Genomic DNA, 25,484 nt, shown 5'->3' on the forward strand with positions numbered 1-25,484 from the left:
GGGTGGGATTGCTAGGCGGGCTCGGAATCAATCGGCCAAAACAAAAGCGGCCCAAAGGCCGCTTTCACAACACCAGGCAGAGCAGGCGAAAAATTACTTCAACGCTTCGAACACCCGCGCGGTAATGTCATCGACATTGCCCACGCCCAGGATCTTGCGGTACTTCGGCGGCGCCACCTTGGCGGAAGCATCTCCCTTGGCAGCCCAGTCCGAGTAGTAATCCACCAGCGGACGCGTCTGCTGCGAATAGACATCAAGACGCTTCTTGACCGTCTCTTCCTTGTCATCGTCACGCTGGATCAGCGCCTCGCCGGTCTCGTCGTCCACGCCCTCGGTCTTGGGCGGGTTGTACTTGACGTGGTAGGTGCGGCCCGAGGCCACGTGCACGCGGCGGCCGCTCATGCGCTCGATGATGGCGTCGAACGGCACGTCGATTTCCAGCACGTAGTCGATTGCCACGCCCGCTTCCTTCATTGCCTCGGCCTGCGGAATGGTGCGCGGGAAGCCGTCGAACAGGTAGCCGTTCTTGCAGTCGTCTTCCTTGAGGCGGTCTTTCACCAGGCCGATGATGATGTCGTCCGACACCAGTCCGCCCGCGTCCATGACCTTCTTGGCTTCTACGCCCAGCGGGGTGCCGGCCTTTACCGCGGCGCGCAGCATGTCGCCCGTGGAGATTTGCGGAATGCCGAACTTCTCGCAGATGAACTTGGCTTGCGTGCCTTTGCCGGCGCCGGGCGCGCCCAACAGGATCAAACGCATTTACGGGTCCTCAGAGTTTTTAATCTGGTGTGGCGGGAGATCAGAAGGAGGGTAACGCCGTAACTTGACGCAGGACTTACTGCGGTCCTGATGCGTTCTGACTGCGTTCAGCGCGGGCACTGCTCATGCGTACCCACGCATACGGCCGGCGGCGGCTGCCAGGGGGATGGCGGCGCGGCACACCGGACGGGCTCTATCTTTATCTCCCCACCGAGCCTTGGCCGGCGGCACGCTTGCGCATGCCGGCCGGGCGGCTCTGTATCGGCAAGCATTATGCCATGAGGCGGCGCCAAATCGGCCCGAAATCCGCCCCCTGGTTCAGGTTGCAGCTGTATGAACCTGAGCGGGCAGGCGCCCGCGCGGGTCACTTTCCCGCGGTTGGGTCAGGGCCCTTCCTGGGCCATCGACTGCGCCCACAGCGCGCGCACCCGTTCCAGGTCGGCCGGGGTGTCGACCCCGGGGGCCGGCGCGGCGCTGGTCTGCAGCACCGCAATGCGCTCGCCATGCCACATGGCGCGCAGTTGCTCCAGCGCCTCGGTCTGCTCCAGCGGCGCCGCCGCCAGCGTCGGGAAGCGGCGCAGGAAGCCCGCCCGGTAGGCGTACAGCCCGATATGGCGCAGCACCGGCATGCCGGGCAGCGGCACCTGTGCCAGCGCCGCGGGCACGGCCGGCACGCCCGACCAGGCATCGCGCGCCCACGGGATCGGCGCGCGCGAGAAATACAGGGCGCGGCCGGCGGCGTCGCACACCACCTTGACCACATTGGGATTGAAGACTTCGGCGATGTCCTGCAGCGGATGCGCCGCGGTGGCGATGGCGCAGTCGGCGTGGTGCGCCAGGTGCAGCGCCACCTCGTCGATCAGCGACGGTTCGATCAGCGGCTCGTCGCCCTGCACATTGACCACGATGGCGTCGTCGGCCAGCCCCAGCTGGGCGGCCACTTCAGACAGGCGGTCGGTGCCGGAAGGGTGGTCGGCGCGGGTCAGCACGGCTTCGATGCCGTGCGCGGCGCAGGCCTGCGCCACCGCGGGCGCATCGGTGGCGACCACGGTGCGCTGCGCCGACGACGCATGCGCGCGTTCGGCCACGCGCACGATCATCGGGCGCCCGCCGATATCGGCCAGGGGCTTGTCAGGCAGGCGCGTCGAAGCGAGCCGCGCGGGAATGACGACAGTGAACGCCGGGACGGTCATGGCGCGCACTCAGTTGCCGGAGGCGGGGGCGTCCGGGTTGACCACGCGGCCCGGCACCGACTGGCGGGCCTCGTCGGCCAGCATCACGGGGATGCCGTCGCGGATCGGGTACGCCAGCTTGTCGGCGTGGCAGATCAGCTCCTGCGCGGCGCGGTCGTATTCCAGCTTGCCCTTGCACAGCGGGCAGACCAGGATTTCAAGCAGCCGGTTGTCCATCTCGGTGTTCCTCGTTGCGCCCTGCGGCGCCGGGCGTGGTTGCCGGCGCGGTCGGCGCGGGTTTGATTTGCGCCAGCACGGCGCGGCGGATTTTTTCGATCAGGCCGGCATCGATCACGGGCCTGGTGGGGACGACCCAGATGCGCGGGTCGTCGAAGCGCTCGCATTTTACGGCATCCTTCTCGGTGATCAGGATCACGTCGGCGTCGAGCGCGTCGGGATTGTCAGCGAACGGGTCGGCGACAAAATCATAGTGATCCGGCAGCGGCAGCGTCTTCGGTGTCAGGCCCGCGCCGCGCAGGCTGGCGAAGAAGCGCTCGGGGTTGCCGATGCCGGCCGCGGCCAGCACGCGCCGGCCGGCAAAGGCGCTGACCGGCCGCGCCATGGTGGGGTCGGCCAGCTGCCAGGCATCGTCCAGCTCCAGCCGCATGCCGTACATGCCGGGGCGGTCGGCCGTGGCGCGGAAGTTGGGGTCATTGATCAGGGTCGCGTCGCGCGGGCGCGAAAGCGGCTCGCGCAGCGGGCCGGCCGGCAGCAGCAGGCCGTTGCCGCCCATGCGCGAGTCGAACATCACGATCTCGAAGTCGCGCTGCAGCTTGTAGTGCTGCAGGCCATCGTCGAGCAGCAGCACATTGACGCCCGGGTGCGATACCAGCATGGTCTGCGCGCACAGCGCGCGGTCGGGGAAGACCCAGACCGGCACGTCGGTGGCGCGCGCAATCAGGAGCGGCTCATCGCCTACGTCGGACGCCTTTGATGTCGGCTTCACGCGGCGCGGGTGCTTGAGTTCCACGCCGTAGCCGCGCGACACCACGCCGGGGCGCAGCCCCGCCTCGGTCAGCGCTTGTGCCAGCGCGATCACCGCCGGCGTCTTGCCGGTGCCGCCCACGGTCACGTTGCCGACCACCACCACCGGCATCGGCAGCCGCGTCGACTTGAACCAGCCGCGCTGGTAGCCATGGCGGCGCACCCGCGCGATCAGCCCGAACAGCAGCGAGAACGGCAGCATCACCCACGCGAACCAGCCGCGGCGTTGCCACTGGGCGGTCACGAAGTCGGCAAGGGCATGTCGGGGAACGGGCATGGGCGCGGCGGGCGGTGGAGTCGGTGGTTGGGATGGGATTGTAGTGCGCCCGCGGCTTCGCTCCCTGGGGGCGCGGGCGGCTCAACCATTATGGGCATTGCACAGCGCATGCGGCAAGCCCGCCGGCCGCATGCGCCACGGCGCCCGGGGTCAGCGCGGCTGCGCGCTCTGCGTGGCGAAGGTCAGGCGCGACAGCCCGGCTAGCCGCGCGGCCTCCATCACGTTGATCACGGCCTGGTGGCTGGCCTGCGCGTCGGCATTGACGATCACCACCGGCGGCTGGCCGCCGGCACTGGTGCCCGAGGCGGCGCGCAGCTGGTCGGCCAGGCTGGTGACGTCCTTCTGCTCCATCACCTGCTTGTTGACCGAGTAGACCCCGCGCGACGACACCGACACCACGATTTCCTGCGGCCGCTGCTGGGAGCGCTCGGCGTCGGCGGTGGGCAGCTGGATCTGCAGCTCGGTAAAGCGCGAGTAGGTGGTCGTGATCATCAGGAAGATCAGGATCACGAGCAGCACGTCGATCAGCGGGATCAGGTTGATCTCCGGCTCTTCGCGCCGCTGGCGGGAACGGAAGTGCATGGCGTTCGTTCCGTTCGGCGATCAGGCGCGGCGCTGCGGCAGGATTGCGTCGAGGAACGACGTGGCGCGGAATTCCAGCTCGGCCACGTAGTCATCCACGCGGCGGCGGAAGTAGCGCCAGAAGATCAGCGCCGGGATTGCCACGATCAGGCCGAAGGCGGTGTTGTACAGCGCCACCGAGATGCCGTGTGCCAGCTGTTCAGGGCTGGCGCCGGTGCCGCCCTGGCTGCCGAAGATCTCGATCATGCCGATCACCGTGCCCAGCAGGCCCATCAGCGGCGCCACCGAGGCGATCGTGCCGAGCGCGTTCAGGTAGCGCTCGAGCTCATGCGCGACCACGCGGCCGGCTTCCTCTACCACGTCCTTGGCGGCATCGCGCGAGGTGTGCGGCTGCAGCACCACGTGGCGCAGCCCGGCGGCCAGCACCCGGCCCAGCGGCGAGTTCTGCTCAAGCGTGTTGACCACTTCCGGCGTGGCGCGGCGCTGCTGCGCGGCCGCCAGCGCCTCTTCATAGAGCCTGGCGGGCAGGACCTTGCTGCGCTTGAGGGTAAGAAAACGTTCGACGATCAGCGCCAGCGCGATGACCGAGGCGAGCAACAGCGGCCAGATCGGCCAGCCGGCCGCTTGAATGATGGAAAACAATTGGACCCCCGGGATCGACAACCGAATAACAAAACCCCAAACCACCTGGACGGCATGCCTTGATGCGCGTCTGGCCGCTGGCGGCGCGCGCTCCGGCATTGCTCTGAAAAATCAGGCGCCACTCTAACCTGCGCCCTGTCGCACGGCAAGACGGCACCCGGCGCTGTCTCGGCCACGCATCGCTCGTGCCGGTCCATTTCCACAGCAAAGCGGGACAGTGTTGTGGATCGATTGTGGAAAGCCGCCTGACAAGCGTGCTAACACATTGATCCATAAGGGTAAAGATGTTCCTGCCTAATTTTTGTGCAAATGCCTGCCGCAAGCCCTGCGGCGCATGGTGCACGCCGCCAGGCACCGATTTCCACAACCTGACGAGGCGCGTCGGTGTGCTGGCGCACCGTCCAGTGCGGCTTTCCACACAGCGCCGGGACAGGATTGTGGAGCGCTTGTGGAAAGCTGCCTGAGAGGTCATCTAAGTTATTGATTTATAAGGCAGCACCATGGGTTGCTTAAAAAACAGGCAAACGGGTGTATCAGCGCTGCGCTCGGTCGATGGGGCAGCAGGCAGGACAGAAATCGGGTTTTTCCACATTCCGCAGGGAGAGCATTGTGGACGGCCTGTGGACAAATCCGGGAGAAGCGGGTTAACCCATTGATTTTTATAGCCTCCCAGGGTCCTGCCCAGAAATTGTGCAAATGCAGCATGGACGCTGCGCCGCGGACGGCCGGCAATGCTCCGATACGCCACGCGCCGGGTTGGTCGCTTTCCATGGGACCGCAAGCGGGGTTGGGGCCACTTACGCTGGAAAAGTGTGGTTTACGGCCCGTTTTATCCAGAGAAGCTGTGGATAACTTTGTGAACAAGCCTGCCGGGCGCTTTGTAAGTGATTGATGCAAAAGAGAATTGGTTATATTGCCTAATTTTTGTTTTACGCGTAAAGCTCATAAGAATCAAAGGGTTGCACGAACCCATGCGCCTTTCGGGGCAGGCCGCCGGCATCAGCCCTACCCCCTTGACATAGAGGTTATGCTGTGGACATGTCCCATTCACGCCGCTTGCCACCAGTGCGCCTGCCAGACTTGCCGAATTTTTCGCGTGACCCTTCCTCCACCACGCTGCGCAGCGGCCGCGACGTCATCCCTGTCGGTGAGCTGAACCACACAATCGCCAGGCTGCTCGAACGCAGTTTTCCGCTGGCCTGGGTGCGCGGCGAGGTTTCCAATTTCACGCGCGCCGCCAGCGGGCATTGGTATTTCTCGCTCAAGGATGCACGCGCGCAGATCCGCTGCGTGATGTTCCGCGGGCGCAACCAGCATGTCGACTTCCAGCCGCGCGAGGGCGAGGCGGTAGAGGTGCGCGCCGTGGTCACCATGTACGAGGCGCGTGGCGAGGTGCAGCTGGGCGTGGAGGCAATGCGCCGGGCCGGGCTGGGCAACCTGTACGAAGCCTTCCTGCGCCTGAAGGAAAAGCTGGCGCAGGCAGGCCTGTTCGCGCCGGAGCGCAAGCGCCCGGTGCCGGCGCATCCGCGCACCATCGGCGTGGTCACCTCGCTGCAGGCGGCGGCGCTGCGCGATGTGCTGACCACCTTGCGCCGGCGCGCGCCGCATGTGCCGGTGCTGATCTATCCGGTACCGGTGCAGGGCGCGGGCGCGGCGCAGAAGATCGCCGACATGCTCGATGCGGCCAGCGCGCGGCGCGAGTGCGACGTGCTGATCCTGTGCCGCGGCGGGGGCAGCATCGAAGACCTGTGGTCGTTCAACGAAGAGGTGGTGGCGCAGGCGATTGCGCGCTGCGCGCTGCCGGTCATCTCCGGCGTGGGCCACGAAACCGACTTCACCATCGCCGACTTTGTCGCCGATGTGCGTGCGCCCACGCCGACCGGCGCGGCCGAGCTGGTCAGCCCGGATCGCGCGCACCTGCTGGCACAGGCGATGCGTGCGCGCGACGCGCTCACGCAGTGCATGCGACGCGGACTGGACCTGCGCGCGCAGCACCTGGACTGGCTGGCGCGGCGCGTGCGCAGCCCGCAGGCGCAGCTGCAGGAGCGGCGCGCGCGCGTCGACAATCTGGCGCGACACTTGCGCTCGGCATTGCGCGACACGGTGGTGTCGCAGCGCCACCGCCAGCAATTGCTGGCGATGCGCTGGAGCGCGTGCCGTCCCGATGCCAGCGCCGCCCATGCCGACGTGGCCCGCCTGTGGCAACGCCTGCAGGCCGCCGCCGTGCGCCAGCACGAGCGCGCCGGCCAGCGCCTGGCGCGCAGCGCCGGCGCGCTCGAGTTGCTGGCGCCTCAGCGCACGCTGGAACGCGGCTATGCGGTGCTGCTGGACCAGCGCGGACGCGCGCTGCGATCGCCCGCCGAGATCCGCGCCGGCAGCGTGCTCGAAGCGCACCTGGCCGAGGGCGTGGCCGACCTGTCGATTGCCGGCGTGCAGGCCAAGCTGCCGGATTTCTGAGCGCCTGCGCGGCCCGGGAACGCCTCCCATTCGCGATGCCGCGGCGGGCGCGAAACGCTCAGGCAATCCGGGCGAAAATCCCCCCGGAAACCCCTGCCAGGACAAACTAACATCGGAGCAGGGGGCTTTGTCCCGCGGTTTGCGCGGGTCTTGCAAGTCCCCTACAATCGGCAATTCCGGACCCACAACCCCAACCCACAGAGACAGAACAATGGAACACAAGCTCCCCCCGCTCCCGTACGCGCATGATGCCCTGGCTCCGCATATCTCCAAGGAGACGCTGGAGTTCCATCATGACAAGCACCACCAGACCTACGTCACCAACCTGAACAACCTCATCAAGGGCACCGAGTTCGAGAACTCGACCCTGGAAGAGATCGTCAAGAAGTCGTCGGGCGGCATCTTCAACAACGCTGCCCAGGTGTGGAACCACACCTTCTACTGGGATTCGATGAAGCCCAACGGCGGCGGCCAGCCGGCCGGCGCGCTGGCTGATGCCATCAACGCCAAGTGGGGCTCGTTCGACAAGTTCAAGGAAGAGTTCACCAAGACCGCCGTGGGCACCTTCGGTTCGGGCTGGGCCTGGCTGGTCAAGAAGGCCGACGGCTCGCTGGACCTGGTGTCCACCTCCAACGCCGCCACCCCGCTGACCACCGACGCCAAGGCGCTGCTGACCTGCGACGTGTGGGAACACGCCTACTACATCGACTACCGCAATGCCCGCCCGAAGTACGTCGAGGCATTCTGGAATGTCGTGAACTGGGACTTCGCCGGCAAGAATTTCGCTGGCTGATCCGCGGATCATGCTTGCAGCAAGAAAGGGCCATCCGGCCCTTTCTTGTTTTTGGGCGCGCATGGGGCGGGATCGGGTTTGAATCTGCCTGCGGGATCGTCCATATTGGTCCGTATCCGGCCGCCGGCATTCGGTGCGCACCCGTGCGCTCCGTGCCATCGTGTACTTCGTATGCCGGCCATTTCCCGCAGCCAGGTGCCCGATGGCCCGATGGAAGGCATGTTCCCCTTGCAGCCCCGCCGGTGCGCGCCGTCCCTGGGCAGCCCTGCCCGTCGCACTCCTGCTGCTCGCCGCCGTCGGCGGCGCCAGCGCGCAGCCGCTGCCGTCCCCGCCGGGCGTGCCGCCCCCGTTCAAGCTGTTGCGCTATGACGAGGACTATCGCTACCTGCGCGATCCGGCCATGCGCACGGGTTTCTGGGATCCGGCCAAGTATGTGCCGCTCGGCAGTCCTGGCTGGTTCGCGAGCTTCGGCGCAGAGATCCGCGAGCGCTTTGAGGACTACTCGGCCAGCAATTTCGGCGTGCCGGGTCCGCGTGGCGATGGCTACCTGATGCACCGCGCGCTGCTGCATGCCGACCTGCATGCCGGTGAATCCCTGCGCGCGTTCGTGCAGCTGGGCAACCAGCTGGCCATGGGCAAGGACGTCACCACGCCGCCCTATGTCGACCAGCTCGATGTGCAGCAGGCATTCGTCGACCTGCGCGTGCCGCTCCCGGCGCCCGCGCAGGACCCGCTGCTGGTGCGCGTGGGCCGGCAGGAAATGGCGTTCGGCGCGCAGCGCCTGGTTTCGATCCGCGATGCCCCCAATGTGCGGCGCGCCTTCGACGGAGTGAGGCTCGGCTCAAGCCTGGGCAGCGCGCGGGTGGATGCCTTCGCCACGCGTCCCGTGCTGCTCAAGGACGGCAGTTTCGACGACCGGCCCAACCAGGCACAGGGCTTCTGGGGTGTCTATGCGACGATGCCGGCGGCTGTCCTGCCGGCAACCTCCGCCGATCTCTACTACCTCGGCTTCGAGAATGACCGCGCGCTGTTCAGCGATGGCAGCGGCGCGGAGCGGCGGCATTCACTCGGCGGCCGCCTGTCCGGCCGTCATGGACGCTGGGACTGGGACTGGGAGGCGCTGTTCCAGTTCGGCAGCCTGGCCTCGCAGCAGATCCGCGCATGGGGCCTTTCGACCGATACCGGGTACACCTTTGCAGCTTCGGCCTGGCACCCGCGCGCAGGCATCAAGGCGACCATAGGCAGCGGTGACCGCAATCCGCACGACGGCACCATCGGCACCTACAACGGCTTGTTTCCCAAGCTGGCCTACTTCAACCAGGCCGGCCTGATCGGCGCCTCCAACGTGCTGGATATCCAGCCGTCGCTGACGCTGATCCCCGCGGCCGGCATCAAGCTGACCTTCGCCTGTGACTTCATCTGGCGGGCAACCACGCACGACGCGGTCTACACCTCGGCGGGCATCCCGGTTCCCGGCACCGCGGGCCGCTCCGGCCAGTACAGCAGCAGCCAGCTCTCCGTGGATGTTGCATGGCAGGCGAGCCGGCATGTGCTGGTCAATGGCGGCGCCGTGTACGTGGACGAGAGCCGCACGCTGAAGGCCGTTGGCGGACACAACACGCGCTTTCTCTACCTGGCGCTCGGCTATACGTTCTGATGCGGCGGGCGCCATGCGGCACATCCACAAGCTATTGAGCGCGACGAGCGGTCATGCGTGCCTGCGGCCGCGCCAGGGAGTGCGCGGCATAGCGCACGGCTTCCGGCGTCCAGCGTCCTATGCCTGGAACGCAGTGGTACAGCCACACCCGCTACCAGGCACGTCCCCAAGTACCTATGCTCAAGCCCGACAGCGTCGGCTTTTGCGGCACTGGCAAGGCGTGGCGCGGGCCCGGTATTCCAATAACAAATCGGTATGGTGACGAAAAGAAAATGCGAATGGACGCTGTGATTCGCCATTTCTAGAATCCCCTCACGCTGAATGGTCGCGTAAATCCGCCGCACTAAAAGAGCGCCACCAAGAATCCACCAGATGCTGATGCCGTAAATGGGGCAGGGGTCGTTGTTGCCCGCAGTTTCGTGCACAGGGCGGGGCAGGCATCCCCGTATCGGTTCGGACAGGCGCAAGACACTGGAGACAACATGAAGAACCCCCTTGCGGGCGCTGCCTTTGCGGCGCTTGCGGCCTGCTGCACCGGCGCTTTCGCACAGAGCAACGTCACGCTCTATGGCCGGCTGAATACATCGATGGAGTATTCCGATGCGTCGACGGCGTCCGACGGCACCAAGCTGGGCGGCACCGGCCGGCTGACCAACAACCGCTCGGTCTTCGGCATGCGCGGCGAGGAATCGCTGTATGGCAGCCTCAAGGCGATCTGGCAGATCGAGAGCAATATCTCATTGGATACGGGCAGCGGGCAACTGGCCAGCCGCAACACCCGCATTGGATTGGCCGGCTCAGCTGGCAGCTTTTTCATGGGCAACTGGACCACGCCCTACCTGGAAGCCACCTCGTCCTACGATCCGTTCTATCCGACCACGGCCGGCTACATGGCGCTGATCGGCAATGGCTCGACCCCGACCTCCGACAATGTCCAGGACACCAGCGCCTTCGATCGCCGCCAGAAGAACAGTGTCCATTACCGCAGCCCGAAGTGGAACGGCTTCAGCGGCGGCGTGACCTGGGGTATCAACGAAGAGCGCATTACGGTGCCGCGCAACCCGAGCCTGTGGTCGTTCGCGGGGGCCTATGACAACGGCCCGCTCAATGTCGTGTTGGCCTATGAGCGCCACAACAACTACCAGACCGCGGGACGCGACGACGAAGGCATGAAGATCGGGCTGTCGTACCAGTTCCCGACCACCAAGGTCTCGGCCATCTATGAGCGGCTGCACTACCGCACCGCCACCGGCGACCTGAAGCGCGATGCCTACTACGCGTCGGTGGTGCAGAAGCTGTGGACAGGCAGCCTGCGCGCCGGCGTCGGCGTGGCCGGCAACGGCCGTGGCAACGCCACCGAGACTGTCGGCTTCTTCCGCAGCGGAGCGGATACCGGCGCGGTCCAGGCCACCCTGGGCTATGAGTACCCGCTGTCCAAGCGCACCTCGGTGTTTGGCTTCTACAGCCGCATCTTCAACAAGAAGAATGCCACCTACGACTTTGCGATCAATGAGCTGGGCATTTCCGCCGGCGCCGATCCGCAGACCGTTGCGCTGGGCATGCGCCACGTCTTCTGAGCACGGCGCACGTCAGGCCATCCCCCACGATTCCAGGAGTACCCCAATGAAATTCCAGAACATCCTGCGCGCGGCGCTTGCCACCGCGCTCTGCCTGCCGCTGCTGCACGGCGCGGCGCAAGCCGAAGCATATCCCGACAAGCCGATCCGCATGATCGTGCCGTTTGCTGCCGGCAGCGCCACCGACCTGCTCGCACGCATCGTCAGCGCCGAGATCGGCACCAGCTCGAACATGCAGATCGTGGTGGACAACCGCCCCGGCGCGGGTGGGACCATCGGCACCGCGGTGGTGGCCAAGGCGCCCGCGGACGGCTACACGCTGCTGCTGACCTCCGCCGGGCATGCAGTCAATCCCACGCTCTATCCCAAGCTGCCGTACGACACCACCCGCGACCTGAAGGGCATCTCCACGGTGGCAACCATGCCCTACCTGCTGGTGGTCAGCGCCTCCAGCCCCTACCGCACGCTCAAGGACCTGCTCGCGGCTGCGCGCGCCAAGCCGGATTCCGTCACCTACAGCTCGGCGGGCAGCGGCAGCTCTTCGCACCTGAGCGGCGAGCTGTTCAACGTGACCGCAGGCGTGCAGACCCGGCATATCCCGTACAAGGGCGCGCCGGCGGCGATCACCGATGTGATGAGCGGGCGCGTCGACATGTTCTTCGCGCCGTCCATCACCGCGCTGCAGTTCGTCAAGGACGGCAAGCTGCGCATCCTGGGCGTGGCCACGGCGGCGCGGGTGCCGTCGCTGCCGGACGTGCCCACCATCGCCGAAGCGGGCGTGCCGGGCTATGTCTTCGATGCCTGGTTCGGCGTGCTGGCGCCCGCGGGCACGCCCAAGGATGTCGTCGCCCGCCTGAACACGGCGATGCAGCAAGCGCTCAGCGCGCCGGCGACCAAGGAGAAGCTGATTGCGCAAGGCGCCGAGGCCAAGCCCTCGACGCCGGCTGCCTTCGACAAGCTGATCGCCGCCGACATCGCCAAGCTCGAGCCCATCGTCAAGCGCTCGGGCGCACAGCCGGGCCAGTAACGCCGCCACGGCGCCCGGGGGGCCGGGCGCCACCTCTCCTGCACGAAGGGAACATCGATATGCGTTGCATTGCACGGGCCCTGGCGCATGCCATGGCGGTGGGCTGCCTGGTGGCGGCTTCGGGAGCGCAGGCGCAAGCCGGCGCGCATGCCGACCGGATCCTGGTCAATGGCACGGTACTCACCATGAACGCCACGGACACAGTGGCGCAGGCCCTTGCCATCCGCGGCGACCGCATTGCCGCGGTGGGGAGCAGCCGGGACATCCGGCGCCTGGCCGGCCCGCGCACGGAGGTGATCGACCTGGGCGGGCGCACGGTCATCCCCGGCCTGATCGACACCCATATCCACGCCATCCGCGGCGGCCAGAGCTATGCCTTCGAGACCTACTGGTACGAAGGCGAGACCACCAGCCTGGCCGCGGGGCTGGAGCAGCTGCGCAAGACCGCGCTGGCGCGCGGCCCCGGCAAATGGGTGGCCGTGACCGGTTCCTGGCACCCCGACCAGTTCACCGAGAAGCGCGCGCCGACCCCTGCCGAGCTGACCGCGCTGCTGCCTGACAATCCGGCCTATGTGCAGTACCTGTACGACTATGCACTGGTCAACGCCAGGGCGATCGACGCGCTCAAGCTCGACCAGCCGGATGCGCTGCCGCCGGGCATCCGCGTGGAGCGCGACAGCGAAGGGCGCCCCACCGGCCGGATCTTCGGCGCGATCCGGCCGCTGTCGGCGCTGTTCGGCCGCATCCTGGCGCAGAGCCAGGTCGACGCAAAGGCCAGCCTGCAGTCCTTTTTCAGCCGCCTTAACAGCCTCGGCGTCACCGCGCTGATCGACCCCACCGCGGGACCGGGCCCGGCCTACGATCCGCTGTACGCGTTGTGGCGCGAGGACAGCCTGTCGCTGCGGGTCGGCTACCGCATCCCGACCATGGTCGCTGGCAACGAGGCCGAATGGTTCCGCAATACGCTGGCCTACCTGCCGCCGCGCCTGGGCGACGGCAAGCTGCGCTTCCTCGGCCCGGGCGAGATGCTGGTGTTCGGCATGGACGACGGCGTGAAGATGGGGCCTGGATTCCAGCCGTCGGCGAAGGACCGCGAGGAACTGCTCAAGGTGGCAACGTTCGCCGCCAGCCGCGGCTATCCGGTCGAGATCCACGCCTATACCGACGACGCCGCCAGCGCGATCCTCGATGTCTTCGAGGAAGTGGGCAAGCGCCATGATTTGGGCAGGCTGCGCTGGGCCATGGCCCACCTGAATACCGGCAAGCCGGAGACGTTCCGGCGCATGAAGGCGCTTGGGCTCTCCTACACGGTGCAGATGGGGCCGTACTTCGAGGCCGGCGCCATCGGCCACGCCAACGACCACCATGTGGCCGAGGCCGCGCCGCCCGTGCGCCTGGCGCTGCAGCACGGGCTGAAGGTGGCGGGCGGAACGGATGCGACGCGCATCGGCATCCCCGGCGTCTGGCGCGCGCTGGAGTTCCACGTCGGCGGTTATTCGATCGGCAAGGAAGTCAGGCGCAAGGAGGACTTCCGGCTGTCGCGGCTGGAAGCGCTGCGGCTGTACACCGCCAACGCGGCGTGGATTTCATTCGACGAGGATTCGCGCGGCACGCTGGAGGCCGGCAAGCTGGCCGACCTGGCGGTGCTCGACAAGCCCTACCTGACCGTCCCCGTTGAAGACATCCACCGCATCCGTTCGGTGCTGACGATGGTCGACGGCAAGGTGGTCCATGCCGACGACGGCTTTGCCGCACGCAAGGCGCGCTAGCCAGCGGCGCCGCAAGCGCAGTGGAGGGAACACGCATGCCGCACCTGATCGTCGAATACACCCGCAACCTTGCGCCGGTTGCGCGTATCGATGCCTTGCTGGCCGGACTGAGCGCGGTCCTGATCGCGCAGGACGGCGCGTTTCCGCTGGGCGGCATCCGTGCGCGCGCGCTATGCCTGGAGTCCTACCGCATGGCCGACGGCAGCAGCGACGATGCCTTCGTGCACGTGACGCTGGCGGTCGCGGCGGGGCGCTCGCAGGACGTGCTCGACCGCACCGTCAGCGCCTTGTTCGATACCTTGACCGCGCATTTCGCCGAGCCATACCGGCGCCGCTACCTGGCCTTGTCGCTGGAGCTGCGTGAGTTTGCCGGTGCCTACCGGAGCCTCAACAACATTCACCAGCGCTACACCACCACGGCTGCATAGGGCGGCGGCCGCGTACCACCACAACGACAAGAAAGACCCACGGAGGAGACAGCAATGAAGATCGGAACCATGGGGGCCGCGCTGCTTGCGCTTGGCCCGACGCTGGCCGCGGCGCAGTCCGTGACGATGTACGGCGTGATCGATACCGGCGTGGAATACGTGAACAAGGTCGGAGCGGGCGGCGACAGCCTGGTGCGCATGCCGACCCTCACCGGCACCGTGCCGTCGCGCTGGGGCCTGCGCGGCACCGAGGACCTGGGCGGCGGGCTCAAGAGCGTGTTCGTGCTGGAGTCCGGCTTCGCCCCCGATACCGGCGGTGCCAACCAGGGCGGACGGCTGTTCGGGCGGCAGGCGCTGGTGGGGCTGAGCGGCAAGTGGGGCCAGCTGTCGCTGGGGCGGCAGTACACCATGCTGTTCTGGGCCAACCTGGACTCGGACATCCTCGGCCCCAACGTGTACGGCGCGGCGTCGCTCGACAGCTACCTGCCGAATACGCGTGCCGACAACGCGCTGGCCTACAAGGGCACCTTCGGCGGCCTGACCGTCGGCGCCACCTACAGCTTCGGGCGCGATGCGGTCAATGCCGGCCCCAGCCCGGCCGGCACCAATTGCGCGGGCGAGAATCCTGCCAGCAAGTCTGCCTGCCGGGAATGGTCGGCACTGATCCAGTATGAGCACAAGGGCTGGGGCGTCACCGCTGCCTATGACTCGCTGCGCGGCGGGCCGGGCGCGTTCGGCGGGCTTGGCAACAAGTCGCTGACCGATGACCGCCTGTCGCTGAGCGGCTATGTAATGCTGTCGCGCGCCAAGCTGGGCGTGGGCGTGATCCGCCGCGACAACGAAGGCAGCGCGACGCCGCGCAGCGAGCTCTGGTATGGCGGCATCGCCTACGACATCACGCCGGCCTTCACGCTGGCCGGGCAGGTCTATTACCTCAAGTTCCATGACAGCGCCAACAAGGCCATGCTGTATGCGCTGCGTGGTGCCTATGCGTTTTCCAAGCGGACTTCGGTCTATGCCACGGCTGGATTCATCGATAACGGTGGGCAGCTTGCCCAGTCAGTCAGTGCCGGGGCGGCGGGGTCCAACCCCAGGCCGGGTGGGTCGCAGTTTGGGACGATGGTGGGGATCAAGCACGTCTTCTAGTGGGCTGACTGGCTTGGCGCCATGCGGTCGGGTGTCGTACCCAGGCAGACAGGTCTGCAGGCGGCAGCGGAATGCGCTGCATGGTGGCTATGAACTGTCTAAATTTGCCGGTCTTCCGATAGAGATTGCCATCACTAGTACTTGAAAAGCATTTCTTGCGGATAACATCGCCTTCGCTCCGCAGAAGGCGCTTCGCGTGCAACACGGGTGTCTTGCGGCAATCCGGACCGTTACGAGATCACCGAGGACGCCGGAAGGTTCGACATGACCGGCAAAGAGACGGTCAATTCGGACAAGCGGCACGGCAACGTCCCCGATGGGCTGCCCGATATCGGCTTGCTGATGAGTGCGCCACTGCCGCCTGCCGCCGAGCAGTGGAAGGCCAGGCGCGGCAAGCACGAGGCCACCGCCGCGCAGAAGGCGCGCTGGCGCGGCTGGAGCGAAGTCATGTTCGAGACCTACGGCGAGGTGATCAAGCTCATGGAGGCTCACCTGAACGACATGCTGGTGGCCGGGGAACTCTCGCCGACCTGGAAGAAGGGCTGGAAGGTGGAAGTGCTGGGCGTCACCCCCGCCTATTGGGGTGGCGCCGGCGATGCGCTGACCGAGGCCGATGTCCTGCGCGTGGCGAACTGCTGGTATCCGGTCTACGCGATGGGCTACAACTGGCTGGAAAGCAATGGCACGTCTGCAAAGAAGCTGGCCAGGCGCATCGACGAAATCATCGGGATGTACACGGCCAACGGGCGGCAGTGCAAAAAGGTGATCGTGGTCACGCACTCGATGGGTGGCCTGGTGGCTCGCGCACTGCTGCATCCGGACTACGGCAACGCGCAGGACAAGATTCTCGGCGTCTACCATAGCGTCCAGCCTGCGCTCGGGGCCGGGGCCGCCTACAAGCGCGTGCGCACAGGGTCCGACGTGCAGGACAATCTGGTTGGGAACATTGCCCGCAATGTCATGGGCAGAACGGGCAAGGAAGTGACGGCGGTCTTTGCCAATGCCTCGGGGCCGCTGGAGTTGCTGCCGACCGCCTCCTATCCGCGAGGATGGTTGCGTCTGCAGACCGGCGACTACCGGCAGGCCATGGCGCTGCCGATTACCTCGGATGCATCCTTGAAGGCGTATCTGAGCGATCTGGACTTGCATCAGAAGCTGGGCGTGGACAAGCCTGCGCCGCCGATGGCGGTGGGCGATCCGGTCTACGACATCTACACGCGCAATCCTCAGGCTTGGTGGCGGCTGCTGAATCCGGATTGGATCAATCCGGCGGGCAAGAAGTATGAAGGTTTAGACCCATACAAGTTTTCACTGGAAAGGATTGCGGATGCTCAGAAATTCCACAAGAACATCAAGGACCTGTATCACCCCACGACCTATGCGAGCTACGGCGAAGACAGTTCGCAGAAATCCTACGGCAGCGTAACCTGGCGGGTGGACATCACCGATCTGGCACCGCATGGCGACCCGCTTACGTGGACGTTCGAAAGCGAGGATGCCGAGGGCCGCATCGTGGTGCGTACCAGAAGCAACCAGCCGCTCACCTTACGGCTGGAGCCGCCGGTAGACGCAGGTGACCAGACGGTGCCTGCCAAGGCGTCCGCCGAAGCCGTGCGCGGTACGCTATTCCGGCAGACTGGCTACGAGCATCAGGGCAGCTATCAGAATGACCAGGTGCTGGCGAGCGCGCTGTATTCGATCATCAGGATTGCCAACACTGAGACATGGTGGGGCCAATGACCCGCCGCGGCTTCACCAAGGTCTTGGCTGGCCTGCTGCTCGCGGGCTGCCAATCGTTTGCGTATCCGGAGAACAAGATGTCGGAACCCGTTGCGCTGTCGCCGCGCCTGCAGACCCTTTTCGCCAAGACCAAACCGGTGTGCTTTGGCCGCTATGTGATGGAAGTCCCGGTCGAAGCCGAGATGCTGTGGGGATTCCGGGAGTTTCCGGGAAAAATCGTGACAAATGTCGGCGCGGCTGGCCTGCTGAAGCAGGTGGCGGAAGCCTATCGCGCTAAAGTGCTTTCGGCAGATAAGACAGCCGAGGTTACCTATTTTGGGGCGGGATCATCAAGTAAGGCCATCGAGGTCAGGTATTTCCCCAGCGATAGTGCAAAGAGCTATGGCAATGAGCGAAAACATACGTTTGTTGTATCTGGGCAGAATCTATTGGAATGGTTCTATGGTGGCGAGGAACTTGCCCCCCTGGTGCGTGGCATCCGAGCACGCGACAACGCAGACATTCCCACGGCCCCCGGCGTCTGCATCGACCACGGCTTCGTCGCGGACGCGTCCGGCAGCTATCAGGAAATCTTTGGCGCAGGCATTCGGCTGCCCAGCCTGCCCGATGTGAGCTTTTCCGTGGACTCCAACAAGCTGGCCAGCGTGGACGGCGAACCTGGTCTGCTGACTTCGATTGCCGAGCAAAGGAAGTATCTGGGTAGCCGCTACCCGAAATTGACGACCCTGCGCGAGGGCAAGCGCACGGTCGGCGTCTGGCAAGGGGAAGAATCGCTGGTCCGCCGTGCGGATGGCACACATGACTTCGAGTGGGAAGCTGTTGGCAGGGAGCGTACGACGCTGCATCCAGCGGTGATCGGCGCCAAGATGTACACGAAGGTGGCGGCCAATCGCATCGGCGCTGCGGATCAGGCATCGCTGACGGACGAGGAAGCCGTGTCCCTCTGGGACAGGCTGCTGGATGGTGTGCGTTTCCGCGTGAACGCACCGCCGACGCAGAGCGGCGATCCGGTCACGGTGCGCTCAGGCGAAACCACACCTCTGTCCGGCATCTGGCGCGCCTCGCTTCCGCCCGGACACCCTCAGGCGGATTGGGTGGCCAGCAAGTCCGGCATCCTGCGGCAAAAAGGGATGCCGATGATCCGCTTCGGGCTTTTGCCGTCCGACGAAGCGCTGGTTGTCTGGACGTGGATGGGCGAGGCCAGCACATAAGCCCCCGCCGCATCATCACGGTTGGCGATATGACCGACCACAATGGCGTGGTGGCCACGGGTTCCCCAAAAACAAGCGCCGTAGCGCGTCTGCATGACGAGGTGGATTGCCCACAGCCGCGCCCGCCAAGCGCCTCCACTAACTATCCAAGGTCTCCCCCAACAGCCGACTATTAGGCCAGTTCCCATCAACCGCCAATTCTCTGGCAACATCCCTGAGCGTTTCCATCACAGCCAGCGTCGCCCGCGACGGCGGCCGCGCGGCCGCATTGCCGATCATCCGATGCAACTCCAGCCCACGAATCGGCAAGGCCTGCAGACGCTGCGCCTGCAGCTCGTCGCGTATCGCTGCGGCAAAGTGCACGGTCCAGCCGAACCCGCGCACCACCAGGCGCCGGGCCACCTCGATCGATTCGACCTCCATCGTGACTTGCAGCTCCACCCCCTGGCGCGCCGCCAGCGCTTCCAGCGCCAGGCGCACGCCTGACTTGGACACTCCGGTCAGGATCAGAGGCAGGCCCTGCAGCTGTTCAATGTCCACAGGCCCATCCCCCAGCGACGCATCGCCCCAGGGGCCGATCGCGCACAGGCTTTCGGCAACCAGCGGCACCACCGAGACCCCGGGGCTCGACACCGGCCCGCTCAGCAGCCCGACGTCGAGCGTGCCTTGCAGCAACGCATCCTGTAGTGCGGGCGCAAAGTTCTCGACCAGCCGCAGCCGGATTTCCGGATAGCGCTGGCGCAGCGCCTCGGCCAGCGGGATGAACAGCAGCGGCGCCAGTGCCGGGGTCAGTCCCAGCGCCACCAGCCCGCGCGGCGAGGCCGCCAGGTCGGCGATGTCGACCTTGACCTGGTCGGCATAGCGCAGCAGGAAGGACGCGCGGTCCAGCAACACCAGCCCTTCCGGCGTGGGCGTGGCGCCGCGCACGTGGCGTTCCAGCAGCCGCACGCCCAGCTCTTCCTCGAGCAGCCGGATCTGCCGGCTCAGCGCGGGCTGTGCGATATGCAGCGCAGCCGAGGCGCGGCCGAAGTGCTGCAGCGTGGCCAGCACCTTGAAATAGCGAAGCTGTCGGAGATCCATGGTCATGCCTCAGGGTATTCGCCGTATCGTGCAATCGATTGCACGATGGAGCACAAAAAATGCGGAGTCATATGGCGCCGCCTTACAGGGGCCGGGTTGATGCCCGCACCACCAGCTCGGGGGTCAGCAGGGTCCGCGCCGTGGTGGCGATGCTGCCGTCGAGCGCGCCCAGCATCAGCGCCGCCGCGCGCGTGCCCATCTCGTAGAACGGCACGCGGATGGTGGTCAGTGCCGGCGACACCGCGTGCATCAGCAGCATGTCGTTGTGGCCGACCACGGACAGGTCCGACGGGCAGCTGCCGCCCGCCGCGCGCACGGCCGTATAGCAGCCGAGCGCAAGGAAATCATTGGCGGCCACGACCGCGGTGATGCGCTGCCGCCGCGACAGCAGCTGCGCGCACGCGGCCTGGCCGGCCTCTTCGGTATAGGCCGGCGCACGCACCACCGGGCATTGGGACGCAGACAGGCCCAGGTCCGCCACTGCCTGCAGGAAGCCCGCCTCGCGTTCATGCCCGGTCGACAGGCTGGATGGCCCGGCAACATGCCCGATGCGGCGGTGGCCCAGCGCATGCAGGTGGCCGACGGCCAGCGCCATCGCCTGGCGGTTGTCGCCGACCACGCTCGACACGCGCCCCGCATCGTCGCTGCGGTTGACCATCACAATGGGCACGCCCTGCGCCAGGCAATGCGCCACCACGGGGTCATTGTGCTCGGCGGTGGCCAGGATCAGGCCGTCCACCTGGCGCGCCAGCAGCTGGTCGACGATAAAGGTCTGGCGCGCCTTGTCGCCGCCGGCATTGGCCACGATCGGAATATAGCGATGCCGGGACAGGGCGTTCTCGATGCCCAGCACGATCGGCGGGAACACCGGGCTGCCGATGTCAGGCACCACCACGCCGATGGTGCCTGAGCGCCGCGTGCGCAGTGCCGCCGCGATGCGGTTGGGCGAGTAGTGCAGGTCCTGTGCCGCCTTGAGCACGCGCGCTACCAGTTCGTCGCCGATGCGGTGGCGGGTCTCGGGGTTGAGCACGCGCGACACGGTCGAAGGATGGACGTCCAATGCCTCGGCGATCTGCTTGATGGTGGGTTTGCTCATCGCTGTCGTGCCATGTGCGGCAGGCTGCTCGCCATACCTTCTGGTTATCGGGATGCCGCCAAAAAGTGGATTGGACGCCGGGCCGCGGCCGTTTCTAGAATCGGCCTCGATGCCGGCCAGCTTCGCGTTTGTCGTGCAATCGATTGCATTGTAATCTGCTGACAAGGCGGTGCCAAGTCGCAGATCGACCCGGACCAGAAGGACATCAAGGACAAGGAGAGGCACATGAAAGGAGCGGTTTCGCTCGCCGGCAGGGCGCCGGTGTACCAGGAGTTTGACGATCCCACCCCGGCCGGCGGGCAGGTGGTGGTCGACGTAGGCGCCGCGGCGCTGTCGCGGCTGGACATGGCCATTGCCGAGGGCCGGCACTACATCAAGCCGGCGGCGGGCAGCTTTGTCGTCGGGCGCGAGGGCGTGGGGCGGCTTGCGGATGGACAACGGGTCTACTTCAACGTCAACGCACCGGTCGCGCCGTTCGGCTCGATGGCGCAGCGCGCGCTGGTGGATCCGGCGCTGACCTTCCCGGTGCCGGACGGCATCGATGACGAGCGCGCCGCCGCGCTCGGCAACGCCGGCCTGGCGGCATGGCTGCCGCTGTCGTGGCGGGCGCGCATGCAGCCGGGCGAGACCGTGCTCGTGCTCGGCGCGACCGGTATCTCGGGATTGCTGGCGGTGGCCGCGGCAAAGCTGCTGGGTGCCGGGCGCGTGATCGCGGCAGGGCGTAATGTGCAGGCGCTGCAGCGCGCACGCCGGCTTGGCGCGGATGCGGTGGTGCCGCTCGACCAGCCCGGCGACCTGCTGGATGCCTACCGCAACGCGGCCGACGGCAACGTCGACATCGTGCTGGATTACCTGTGCGGCGCGCCGGCAGAGGCCGCGCTGCTGGCGCTTGGCCACGGCGGGCGGCTGGTCCATATCGGCACCACGGTGGCGCCCACCATTGCCTTTGCCGGCGCCGCGGCGCGCAAGGCGTGCTTCGACATCATGGGCTTTGCCTACTACCACGCGCCCGTCGAGGTCCAGGCGCAGGCCTATGCCGAGCTATGCCGGCATACCGCGGCAGGGCGCATGGAAATCGATATCGTCACCGCGCCGCTGGAGGATGTCGGGCAAGTGTGGGCCGCGCAGGCCAGGGGCGCGCGCCAGCGTTTCGTGCTGGTGCCCTGAGTCGGCAGGGGTTCTTGCCAGACGGCATCGAACGATGCCGTTTGGTCATGACGCCGGAAGAACAAGCCGGGTCGGACCGCCGCGTCCGCGCATGGCGCCGGACTGGCGACCGCCAGCACTGCCACGATTGCGTGGACATCCAATGCTGGCGGTCGCGTGACCTGAATGAACTACGGAGCGAGCACGTCAGGGTCCGCGGCTTTGGCGCCAAGTCGCAGGGCGCCGGGCGGGCAGGTTCAACATCTCCGTGAGTCGAAAGCAGTTCAGGGCAAGGGCGGCTTGGGCAGGCGTGTCTCCCCCGGTTCGAGTTTCAGTTCGACATCGAGACGGAAGCCGCCGCCATCGACCGGCTCAAAATCGCGCAGCAGCGAGCCGACGGCGCCAAACGCCGCGTCGCTGAAGGCAAAGGGATCCAGGGCATCGAAGATCTGCGTGGTCAGCACCTTGTGCCCTGGTGCGATGGCGATGAAGTGAAGATGGGCCGGGCGCATGTGGTCGCGGTTCTGCAGGGCCAGGAGGTCGCCGCAGGGGCCGTCGATCGGGACGCCATAGCCTGAGGGCCGCACGCTCTCGAACCAGAAGCGCCCGTCGGCATCGGTCTCGAACGCGGCACGCAGGTTCATGTCCTCCTGGTGTTCGTCCTGGTTCTCGTACAGGCCGCTTGGCGCCGCCTGCCACGTCTCGACGCGCGCGCCGGCGATCGGCGTGCCGTCGATCGACACGACGCGTCCCTGGACGAACAGCGGATCGCCCGTGGTGTCCGGGGTTGCGATGTGCGCGCCGTTGGCGCGAACCGGCTGGTTCGCGCGCCAGAACGGGCCGATTAGCGCGGGTTCGGTGCCGCCCGCTGCAAGCACGGCCTTGGCATCCATCAGAAGCACCAGTGTGGCAAGTCCGAGAATATCCGCCAGCAAGATGCCCTCGTGCTTTTTCGGTCCGGTGGCCTGGCCGATGCGGACCATGAAGTCCAGGCCATGGTGGAGTTCCTCATAGGTCAGTTGGACCTCTGACGCGAAGGCGTGCGCATGCCGGATAAGCGCATCAAGAATGATCCTGGCGCGCGGGTCGTGTGTCCCGGAATTCGCTTTGAGCACGGCGTTCAGCAGTGCCTCGGGGGTGGCTGGAATCGATTGCGCGTTTGATGCGGATGGCGCGAGCGCGCTTTCTGCGGAGGCAGATGTCATGATGGTCGGCTCCTGATGATTGAAAGAGTGGTTGTTGCCTGGCGAGGAGACGGACATTGGCGCCCGGTCTCAGTCGCTCTGGATACGCGCCTTGGTCGCGACGTCGGCCCAGCGCGGGACATCTTCCGCGACCCGGGCAGCGAGTTCTGTGGGCTGGCACGCCACGGCCTCGAAGCCGAGATCGCGCGCCTGTTGCCGCACTTCGCTGCTCGGCAGGATGCGACGGATCTCGGCGTACAGGTGGCGGCTCGGGTGCGCCTGCCGGAGCAAACAGCGCCTGTATGGTCTCGGAACGATAGCCCGGAAAGCCGGACTCGGCCAAGGTCGGAATCTGCGGCAGCCCAGGCCAGCGCCGAAGGCTACCGGGCGCAAGCACCCTGAGCGACCCGGCGGCCGTCTTCAGTCTGCGGCGCGGTGTTCCGCCTTGTCCGCTTCCGTTTCCGTGATGTAGCCGTCCTTGCCATAGACGAGACCGGTGGCCTCGGCTGCCTTCACTACGTCCGGGTGCCAGGCGATGCGGCCGCACTCCTCGTCGGTGCCGCCGACCACCGAGTACACGACCAGGGCGTGGTCGTTAGGGTTGCGGAACCCTCTCATCACGCCGATCGGGCAGGAGATCACATCCCACTGGTTCAGCATCAGCGAGTACTGGCCCTTCTCGCCCCAGATGACTTCCATCTGGCCATTCAACGGGCAGAACACTTCCTCGGTCTTGTGCGCGTGCAGGCTGGCGCCTTGCCCGACCGGGATTTCGATGAAGGTCACGCCGAAGCGGTGGTTACCCGGAATCGCCGGCTCGACGCCTTTGTTCTCGAGCACGCCGCGGTTCATGATCTTGTAGATGTTCTTCTTCATGCCGGGCAGGCGGCTTTCGATGAAGGTCTCACCGTAAGGTTTGACCTTGCCCCAGCGCGCGATGCGGGTGGCTTCCATTTCCTGAGGAGTGGGATCCATGCTGATTCCTTGGTGCAATGAAGTTGGGAGAACGGAAGGGCGATTGCCTTCTGTCCGTGCAACTTTAAGAAGCGCTCAGTGATTAATCCATTACCATTTTTCTCGCGACTCGATAACATTTCGGTATCGAGAACTTGCGAGGCTTCGATACTTTGTCGTGAGGGTATCCTGCCGGCCGATGGAATCTTCTCCCTTCAGGGAGTGGCCTGCTGCTTCAGCTTTCCGCGTTGCCGCGCGCCCGCCGCGCGGCGGCGCGCAGGCTGCGCACGATGCGGTCGAAGGTGGCGGCTCGCGCCTCGTCGGTGCGCTGGCGCAAAGCGAACGACGGGTGGTAGGTGGCGATGACAAGCCGCCCCTCGTGCTCGACTGGCGTCTCCATCATTCCAGCCAGCGACACGCTCTTGCGGCCCAGCACCGCACGAGCCGCGGTGGCGCCAAGCGCGACCACGACCCTGGGCCCGACTTTCTCCAGTTCGCGCTCCAGCCACAGATTGCAGGCCTCGATCTCCTGCTGCGCCGGTGACTTGTGCAGCCGGCGCTTGCCGTGCCATTCGAACTTGAAGTGCTTGACCGCATTGGTCATGAAGAGCTTGTCGCGGTCCAGCCCCGCGCTGGCCAGTGCTTCGTCCAGCAGGTGCCCGGCCGGGCCGACGAACGGGGAGCCCTGCAGGTCTTCCTGCGCCCCCGGCTGCTCGCCGACCAGCATGATGCGCGCATGGGTGGCGCCGGCGCCGGGCACGCCCTGGGTGGCATTGCGCCACAACGGGCAACGCCGGCATTGGTTCAGCTCATCGCGGCTGACGGGCAGCTTCCTGTGCTCGGGCATGGCGGCACGGCGCGCTGTGCTTGCTGTCGCTCTCATCCGGTGGCAGCTTCGGTCGCCGATTCTTCAGCGTCGGCCATGGCCGCGGATGCCGCATGGGGCTGTGCGCCTGGCTCGGCGGCGCGGATGCGCAGCACGGTCTGGCGTGAAGTGCTGAAGCGCCGCGCGGTCTCGCTCACCGAATTGCCAGCGGCCAGCGCGTTCAGGATCGCATGGCGCTGTTCAGGCGTGTGCTTGGGCGGACGGCCCACCTGACGTCCCATGGCCTTGGCCGCGGCCAGGCTCTCGCGCACGCGCACGCTGCGGGCGGCGCCTTCCAGCGCGGCGACCGCACGCAGCACCTCGACCGCCTCCGGCGGCGTGGCGCTGGCCAGGTCGTCACGGGACAGCTGCACGCAATACAACGCCACCCCCAGCAGGCGGAAGCGCCGGATGGTGGCCAGCACCTCGGGCACGCTCCAGCCCAGGCTGCACAGCCGCAGCGACACGACCGAGTCGGCCGGCTGCACCTGGTGCTGCAGCGCGCGCAGGCGCGGGCGCTGCAGCGCGGGCACTGACGCGGGCTCTTCTTCCCAGAAGGCATGGCGCGCATCTACGCCATAGCCGGCCTCGCGCGCGGCTTGTAATTCGTCCATCATGGCCGGCTGGCCATCGGCCCAATTGGAGTAGAGGAATGAGGTCGGCATGGCGGTGATGAACGGCGCGGACGCGCCGTCCGGTATCGGTTGCATTTCGGACAGGGATACTCCTGTTTCGGCTTACTGCGCCACGCCGCAAATTTCATGCCGCGCTTGCCACGCACAGGGCAAAGGTGAGGGGGCTCCCAAGGCACGGTATGCAGGCAAATGAAGCCGCGGCAAGCCTGGTCCGACCGACGCGGCGCTGCGGGCACAATTACA

General features: G+C 66.5%; 24 protein-coding genes. 11 read left to right on the plus strand and 13 right to left on the minus strand.

Going from position 1 to position 25,484, the window contains the following annotated elements:
• Positions 1-93: 93 nt before the first annotated feature.
• The 6 genes from adk to AC3WON_RS16045 form a co-directional block, all read right to left on the minus strand.
• Positions 94-759, minus strand: a complete 666-nt coding sequence (gene adk / locus AC3WON_RS16020; RefSeq protein ID WP_211980755.1) for an adenylate kinase — start codon at positions 757-759, stop codon at positions 94-96.
• A gap of 383 nt (positions 760-1,142) precedes the next feature.
• Positions 1,143-1,952 carry a 3-deoxy-manno-octulosonate cytidylyltransferase gene (kdsB, locus tag AC3WON_RS16025; protein WP_010812254.1) on the minus strand — a complete coding sequence of 270 codons (810 nt, stop codon included), beginning with the start codon at positions 1,950-1,952 and terminating at the stop codon, positions 1,143-1,145.
• Between the two features lie 9 nt (positions 1,953-1,961).
• The gene (locus tag AC3WON_RS16030; protein ID WP_492317607.1) at positions 1,962-2,168 is read right to left on the minus strand and encodes a Trm112 family protein; all 207 of its coding nucleotides are present in this window, start codon (positions 2,166-2,168) and stop codon (positions 1,962-1,964) included.
• Positions 2,149-3,252, minus strand: a complete 1,104-nt coding sequence (lpxK, locus tag AC3WON_RS16035) for a tetraacyldisaccharide 4'-kinase (protein ID WP_492317606.1) — start codon at positions 3,250-3,252, stop codon at positions 2,149-2,151. Before lpxK ends, AC3WON_RS16030 begins: the two co-directional genes overlap by 20 nt.
• Positions 3,253-3,402: 150 nt before the next feature.
• A complete protein-coding gene (locus AC3WON_RS16040; RefSeq protein WP_492352233.1) occupies positions 3,403-3,834 on the minus strand; it encodes an ExbD/TolR family protein in 432 nt (143 codons plus the stop codon).
• A gap of 21 nt (positions 3,835-3,855) precedes the next feature.
• Positions 3,856-4,476, minus strand: a complete 621-nt coding sequence (locus AC3WON_RS16045; RefSeq protein WP_035822108.1) for a MotA/TolQ/ExbB proton channel family protein — start codon at positions 4,474-4,476, stop codon at positions 3,856-3,858.
• A gap of 1,071 nt (positions 4,477-5,547) precedes the next feature.
• Between AC3WON_RS16045 and xseA the strand changes: the two genes are divergently transcribed.
• The 10 genes from xseA (at position 5,548) to AC3WON_RS16095 (ending at position 18,281) form a co-directional block, all read left to right on the plus strand.
• Positions 5,548-6,933: an exodeoxyribonuclease VII large subunit gene (xseA, locus tag AC3WON_RS16050; protein WP_492317604.1), complete on the plus strand. Its 1,386-nt coding sequence runs from the start codon at positions 5,548-5,550 to the stop codon at positions 6,931-6,933.
• Between the two features lie 211 nt (positions 6,934-7,144).
• Positions 7,145-7,726 carry a superoxide dismutase [Fe] gene (sodB, locus tag AC3WON_RS16055; protein WP_492352234.1) on the plus strand — a complete coding sequence of 194 codons (582 nt, stop codon included), beginning with the start codon at positions 7,145-7,147 and terminating at the stop codon, positions 7,724-7,726.
• A gap of 202 nt (positions 7,727-7,928) precedes the next feature.
• A complete protein-coding gene (locus AC3WON_RS16060; protein ID WP_492352235.1) occupies positions 7,929-9,383 on the plus strand; it encodes an alginate export family protein in 1,455 nt (484 codons plus the stop codon).
• 482 nt (positions 9,384-9,865) lie between these two features.
• The gene (locus tag AC3WON_RS16065) at positions 9,866-10,960 is read left to right on the plus strand and encodes a porin (protein WP_492317601.1); all 1,095 of its coding nucleotides are present in this window, start codon (positions 9,866-9,868) and stop codon (positions 10,958-10,960) included.
• A 46-nt stretch (positions 10,961-11,006) separates the two neighbouring features.
• Positions 11,007-11,987, plus strand: coding sequence for a tripartite tricarboxylate transporter substrate binding protein (locus tag AC3WON_RS16070; protein ID WP_492317600.1), 981 nt, complete (start codon positions 11,007-11,009; stop codon positions 11,985-11,987).
• A gap of 59 nt (positions 11,988-12,046) precedes the next feature.
• Positions 12,047-13,756 carry an amidohydrolase gene (locus AC3WON_RS16075; RefSeq protein WP_492352236.1) on the plus strand — a complete coding sequence of 570 codons (1,710 nt, stop codon included), beginning with the start codon at positions 12,047-12,049 and terminating at the stop codon, positions 13,754-13,756.
• A gap of 35 nt (positions 13,757-13,791) precedes the next feature.
• Entirely contained in the window at positions 13,792-14,184 is a 393-nt protein-coding gene (locus AC3WON_RS16080) for a 5-carboxymethyl-2-hydroxymuconate Delta-isomerase (protein WP_492352237.1), read from the plus strand.
• Between the two features lie 54 nt (positions 14,185-14,238).
• A complete protein-coding gene (locus tag AC3WON_RS16085) occupies positions 14,239-15,330 on the plus strand; it encodes a porin (RefSeq protein WP_492352238.1) in 1,092 nt (363 codons plus the stop codon).
• A 264-nt stretch (positions 15,331-15,594) separates the two neighbouring features.
• Positions 15,595-17,070: a lipase family alpha/beta hydrolase gene (locus tag AC3WON_RS16090; protein ID WP_492352239.1), complete on the plus strand. Its 1,476-nt coding sequence runs from the start codon at positions 15,595-15,597 to the stop codon at positions 17,068-17,070.
• Positions 17,067-18,281 carry a T6SS immunity protein Tli4 family protein gene (locus tag AC3WON_RS16095; RefSeq protein ID WP_492352240.1) on the plus strand — a complete coding sequence of 405 codons (1,215 nt, stop codon included), beginning with the start codon at positions 17,067-17,069 and terminating at the stop codon, positions 18,279-18,281. The genes AC3WON_RS16090 and AC3WON_RS16095 overlap by 4 nt, the downstream gene beginning before the upstream one ends.
• A gap of 138 nt (positions 18,282-18,419) precedes the next feature.
• Here AC3WON_RS16095 and AC3WON_RS16100 read toward each other — a convergent pair whose 3' ends face one another.
• The gene (locus AC3WON_RS16100) at positions 18,420-19,361 is read right to left on the minus strand and encodes a LysR family transcriptional regulator (RefSeq protein ID WP_492317594.1); all 942 of its coding nucleotides are present in this window, start codon (positions 19,359-19,361) and stop codon (positions 18,420-18,422) included.
• An 82-nt stretch (positions 19,362-19,443) separates the two neighbouring features.
• Positions 19,444-20,457, minus strand: coding sequence for a LacI family DNA-binding transcriptional regulator (locus AC3WON_RS16105; protein ID WP_492352241.1), 1,014 nt, complete (start codon positions 20,455-20,457; stop codon positions 19,444-19,446).
• A 225-nt stretch (positions 20,458-20,682) separates the two neighbouring features.
• Here AC3WON_RS16105 and AC3WON_RS16110 point away from each other — a divergent pair, with 225 nt between their 5' ends.
• The gene (locus tag AC3WON_RS16110; RefSeq protein ID WP_035822039.1) at positions 20,683-21,624 is read left to right on the plus strand and encodes a zinc-binding dehydrogenase; all 942 of its coding nucleotides are present in this window, start codon (positions 20,683-20,685) and stop codon (positions 21,622-21,624) included.
• 263 nt (positions 21,625-21,887) lie between these two features.
• On the opposite strand, the gene AC3WON_RS16115 is transcribed toward AC3WON_RS16110, so the two are convergent.
• The 5 genes from AC3WON_RS16115 to AC3WON_RS16135 all read right to left on the minus strand — a co-directional run bounded on the left by AC3WON_RS16115 (position 21,888) and on the right by AC3WON_RS16135 (position 25,316).
• The gene (locus AC3WON_RS16115) at positions 21,888-22,808 is read right to left on the minus strand and encodes a dioxygenase family protein (RefSeq protein WP_492352242.1); all 921 of its coding nucleotides are present in this window, start codon (positions 22,806-22,808) and stop codon (positions 21,888-21,890) included.
• Between the two features lie 69 nt (positions 22,809-22,877).
• Positions 22,878-23,078: a hypothetical protein gene (locus tag AC3WON_RS16120; protein WP_492317591.1), complete on the minus strand. Its 201-nt coding sequence runs from the start codon at positions 23,076-23,078 to the stop codon at positions 22,878-22,880.
• A 129-nt stretch (positions 23,079-23,207) separates the two neighbouring features.
• Positions 23,208-23,762, minus strand: a complete 555-nt coding sequence (locus tag AC3WON_RS16125) for a cupin domain-containing protein (protein WP_011614618.1) — start codon at positions 23,760-23,762, stop codon at positions 23,208-23,210.
• A gap of 214 nt (positions 23,763-23,976) precedes the next feature.
• Positions 23,977-24,588, minus strand: coding sequence for a UdgX family uracil-DNA binding protein (locus tag AC3WON_RS16130; RefSeq protein WP_492352243.1), 612 nt, complete (start codon positions 24,586-24,588; stop codon positions 23,977-23,979).
• A 32-nt stretch (positions 24,589-24,620) separates the two neighbouring features.
• Positions 24,621-25,316 (minus strand): recombinase family protein, encoded by a 696-nt coding sequence (locus AC3WON_RS16135; RefSeq protein ID WP_492352244.1) that lies wholly within the window; start codon positions 25,314-25,316, stop codon positions 24,621-24,623.
• Positions 25,317-25,484: the final 168 nt, after the last annotated feature.

The sequence above is a fragment of the Cupriavidus sp. FW305-46 genome, from assembly GCF_058787075.1.

Bases quoted from the DNA above. Each gene is read 5' to 3' on its own strand.
- AC3WON_RS16085 (WP_492352238.1), top strand. From the start codon at position 14,239: ATGAAGATCGGAACCATGGGGGCCGCGCTGCTTGCGCTTGGCCCGACG.
- AC3WON_RS16080 (WP_492352237.1), top strand. From the start codon at position 13,792: ATGCCGCACCTGATCGTCGAATACACCCGCAACCTTGCGCCGGTTGCG.
- AC3WON_RS16075 (WP_492352236.1), top strand. From the start codon at position 12,047: ATGCGTTGCATTGCACGGGCCCTGGCGCATGCCATGGCGGTGGGCTGC.
- AC3WON_RS16070 (WP_492317600.1), top strand. From the start codon at position 11,007: ATGAAATTCCAGAACATCCTGCGCGCGGCGCTTGCCACCGCGCTCTGC.
- adk (WP_211980755.1), bottom strand. From the start codon at position 759: ATGCGTTTGATCCTGTTGGGCGCGCCCGGCGCCGGCAAAGGCACGCAA.
- AC3WON_RS16125 (WP_011614618.1), bottom strand. From the start codon at position 23,762: ATGGATCCCACTCCTCAGGAAATGGAAGCCACCCGCATCGCGCGCTGG.
- AC3WON_RS16110 (WP_035822039.1), top strand. From the start codon at position 20,683: ATGAAAGGAGCGGTTTCGCTCGCCGGCAGGGCGCCGGTGTACCAGGAG.
- AC3WON_RS16030 (WP_492317607.1), bottom strand. From the start codon at position 2,168: ATGGACAACCGGCTGCTTGAAATCCTGGTCTGCCCGCTGTGCAAGGGC.
- AC3WON_RS16090 (WP_492352239.1), top strand. From the start codon at position 15,595: ATGACCGGCAAAGAGACGGTCAATTCGGACAAGCGGCACGGCAACGTC.
- AC3WON_RS16040 (WP_492352233.1), bottom strand. From the start codon at position 3,834: ATGCACTTCCGTTCCCGCCAGCGGCGCGAAGAGCCGGAGATCAACCTG.
- AC3WON_RS16060 (WP_492352235.1), top strand. From the start codon at position 7,929: ATGGCCCGATGGAAGGCATGTTCCCCTTGCAGCCCCGCCGGTGCGCGC.
- AC3WON_RS16100 (WP_492317594.1), bottom strand. From the start codon at position 19,361: ATGGATCTCCGACAGCTTCGCTATTTCAAGGTGCTGGCCACGCTGCAG.
- sodB (WP_492352234.1), top strand. From the start codon at position 7,145: ATGGAACACAAGCTCCCCCCGCTCCCGTACGCGCATGATGCCCTGGCT.
- AC3WON_RS16095 (WP_492352240.1), top strand. From the start codon at position 17,067: ATGACCCGCCGCGGCTTCACCAAGGTCTTGGCTGGCCTGCTGCTCGCG.
- kdsB (WP_010812254.1), bottom strand. From the start codon at position 1,952: ATGACCGTCCCGGCGTTCACTGTCGTCATTCCCGCGCGGCTCGCTTCG.
- AC3WON_RS16130 (WP_492352243.1), bottom strand. From the start codon at position 24,588: ATGCCCGAGCACAGGAAGCTGCCCGTCAGCCGCGATGAGCTGAACCAA.
- AC3WON_RS16115 (WP_492352242.1), bottom strand. From the start codon at position 22,808: ATGACATCTGCCTCCGCAGAAAGCGCGCTCGCGCCATCCGCATCAAAC.
- AC3WON_RS16065 (WP_492317601.1), top strand. From the start codon at position 9,866: ATGAAGAACCCCCTTGCGGGCGCTGCCTTTGCGGCGCTTGCGGCCTGC.
- AC3WON_RS16105 (WP_492352241.1), bottom strand. From the start codon at position 20,457: ATGAGCAAACCCACCATCAAGCAGATCGCCGAGGCATTGGACGTCCAT.
- AC3WON_RS16135 (WP_492352244.1), bottom strand. From the start codon at position 25,316: ATGCAACCGATACCGGACGGCGCGTCCGCGCCGTTCATCACCGCCATG.
- lpxK (WP_492317606.1), bottom strand. From the start codon at position 3,252: ATGCCCGTTCCCCGACATGCCCTTGCCGACTTCGTGACCGCCCAGTGG.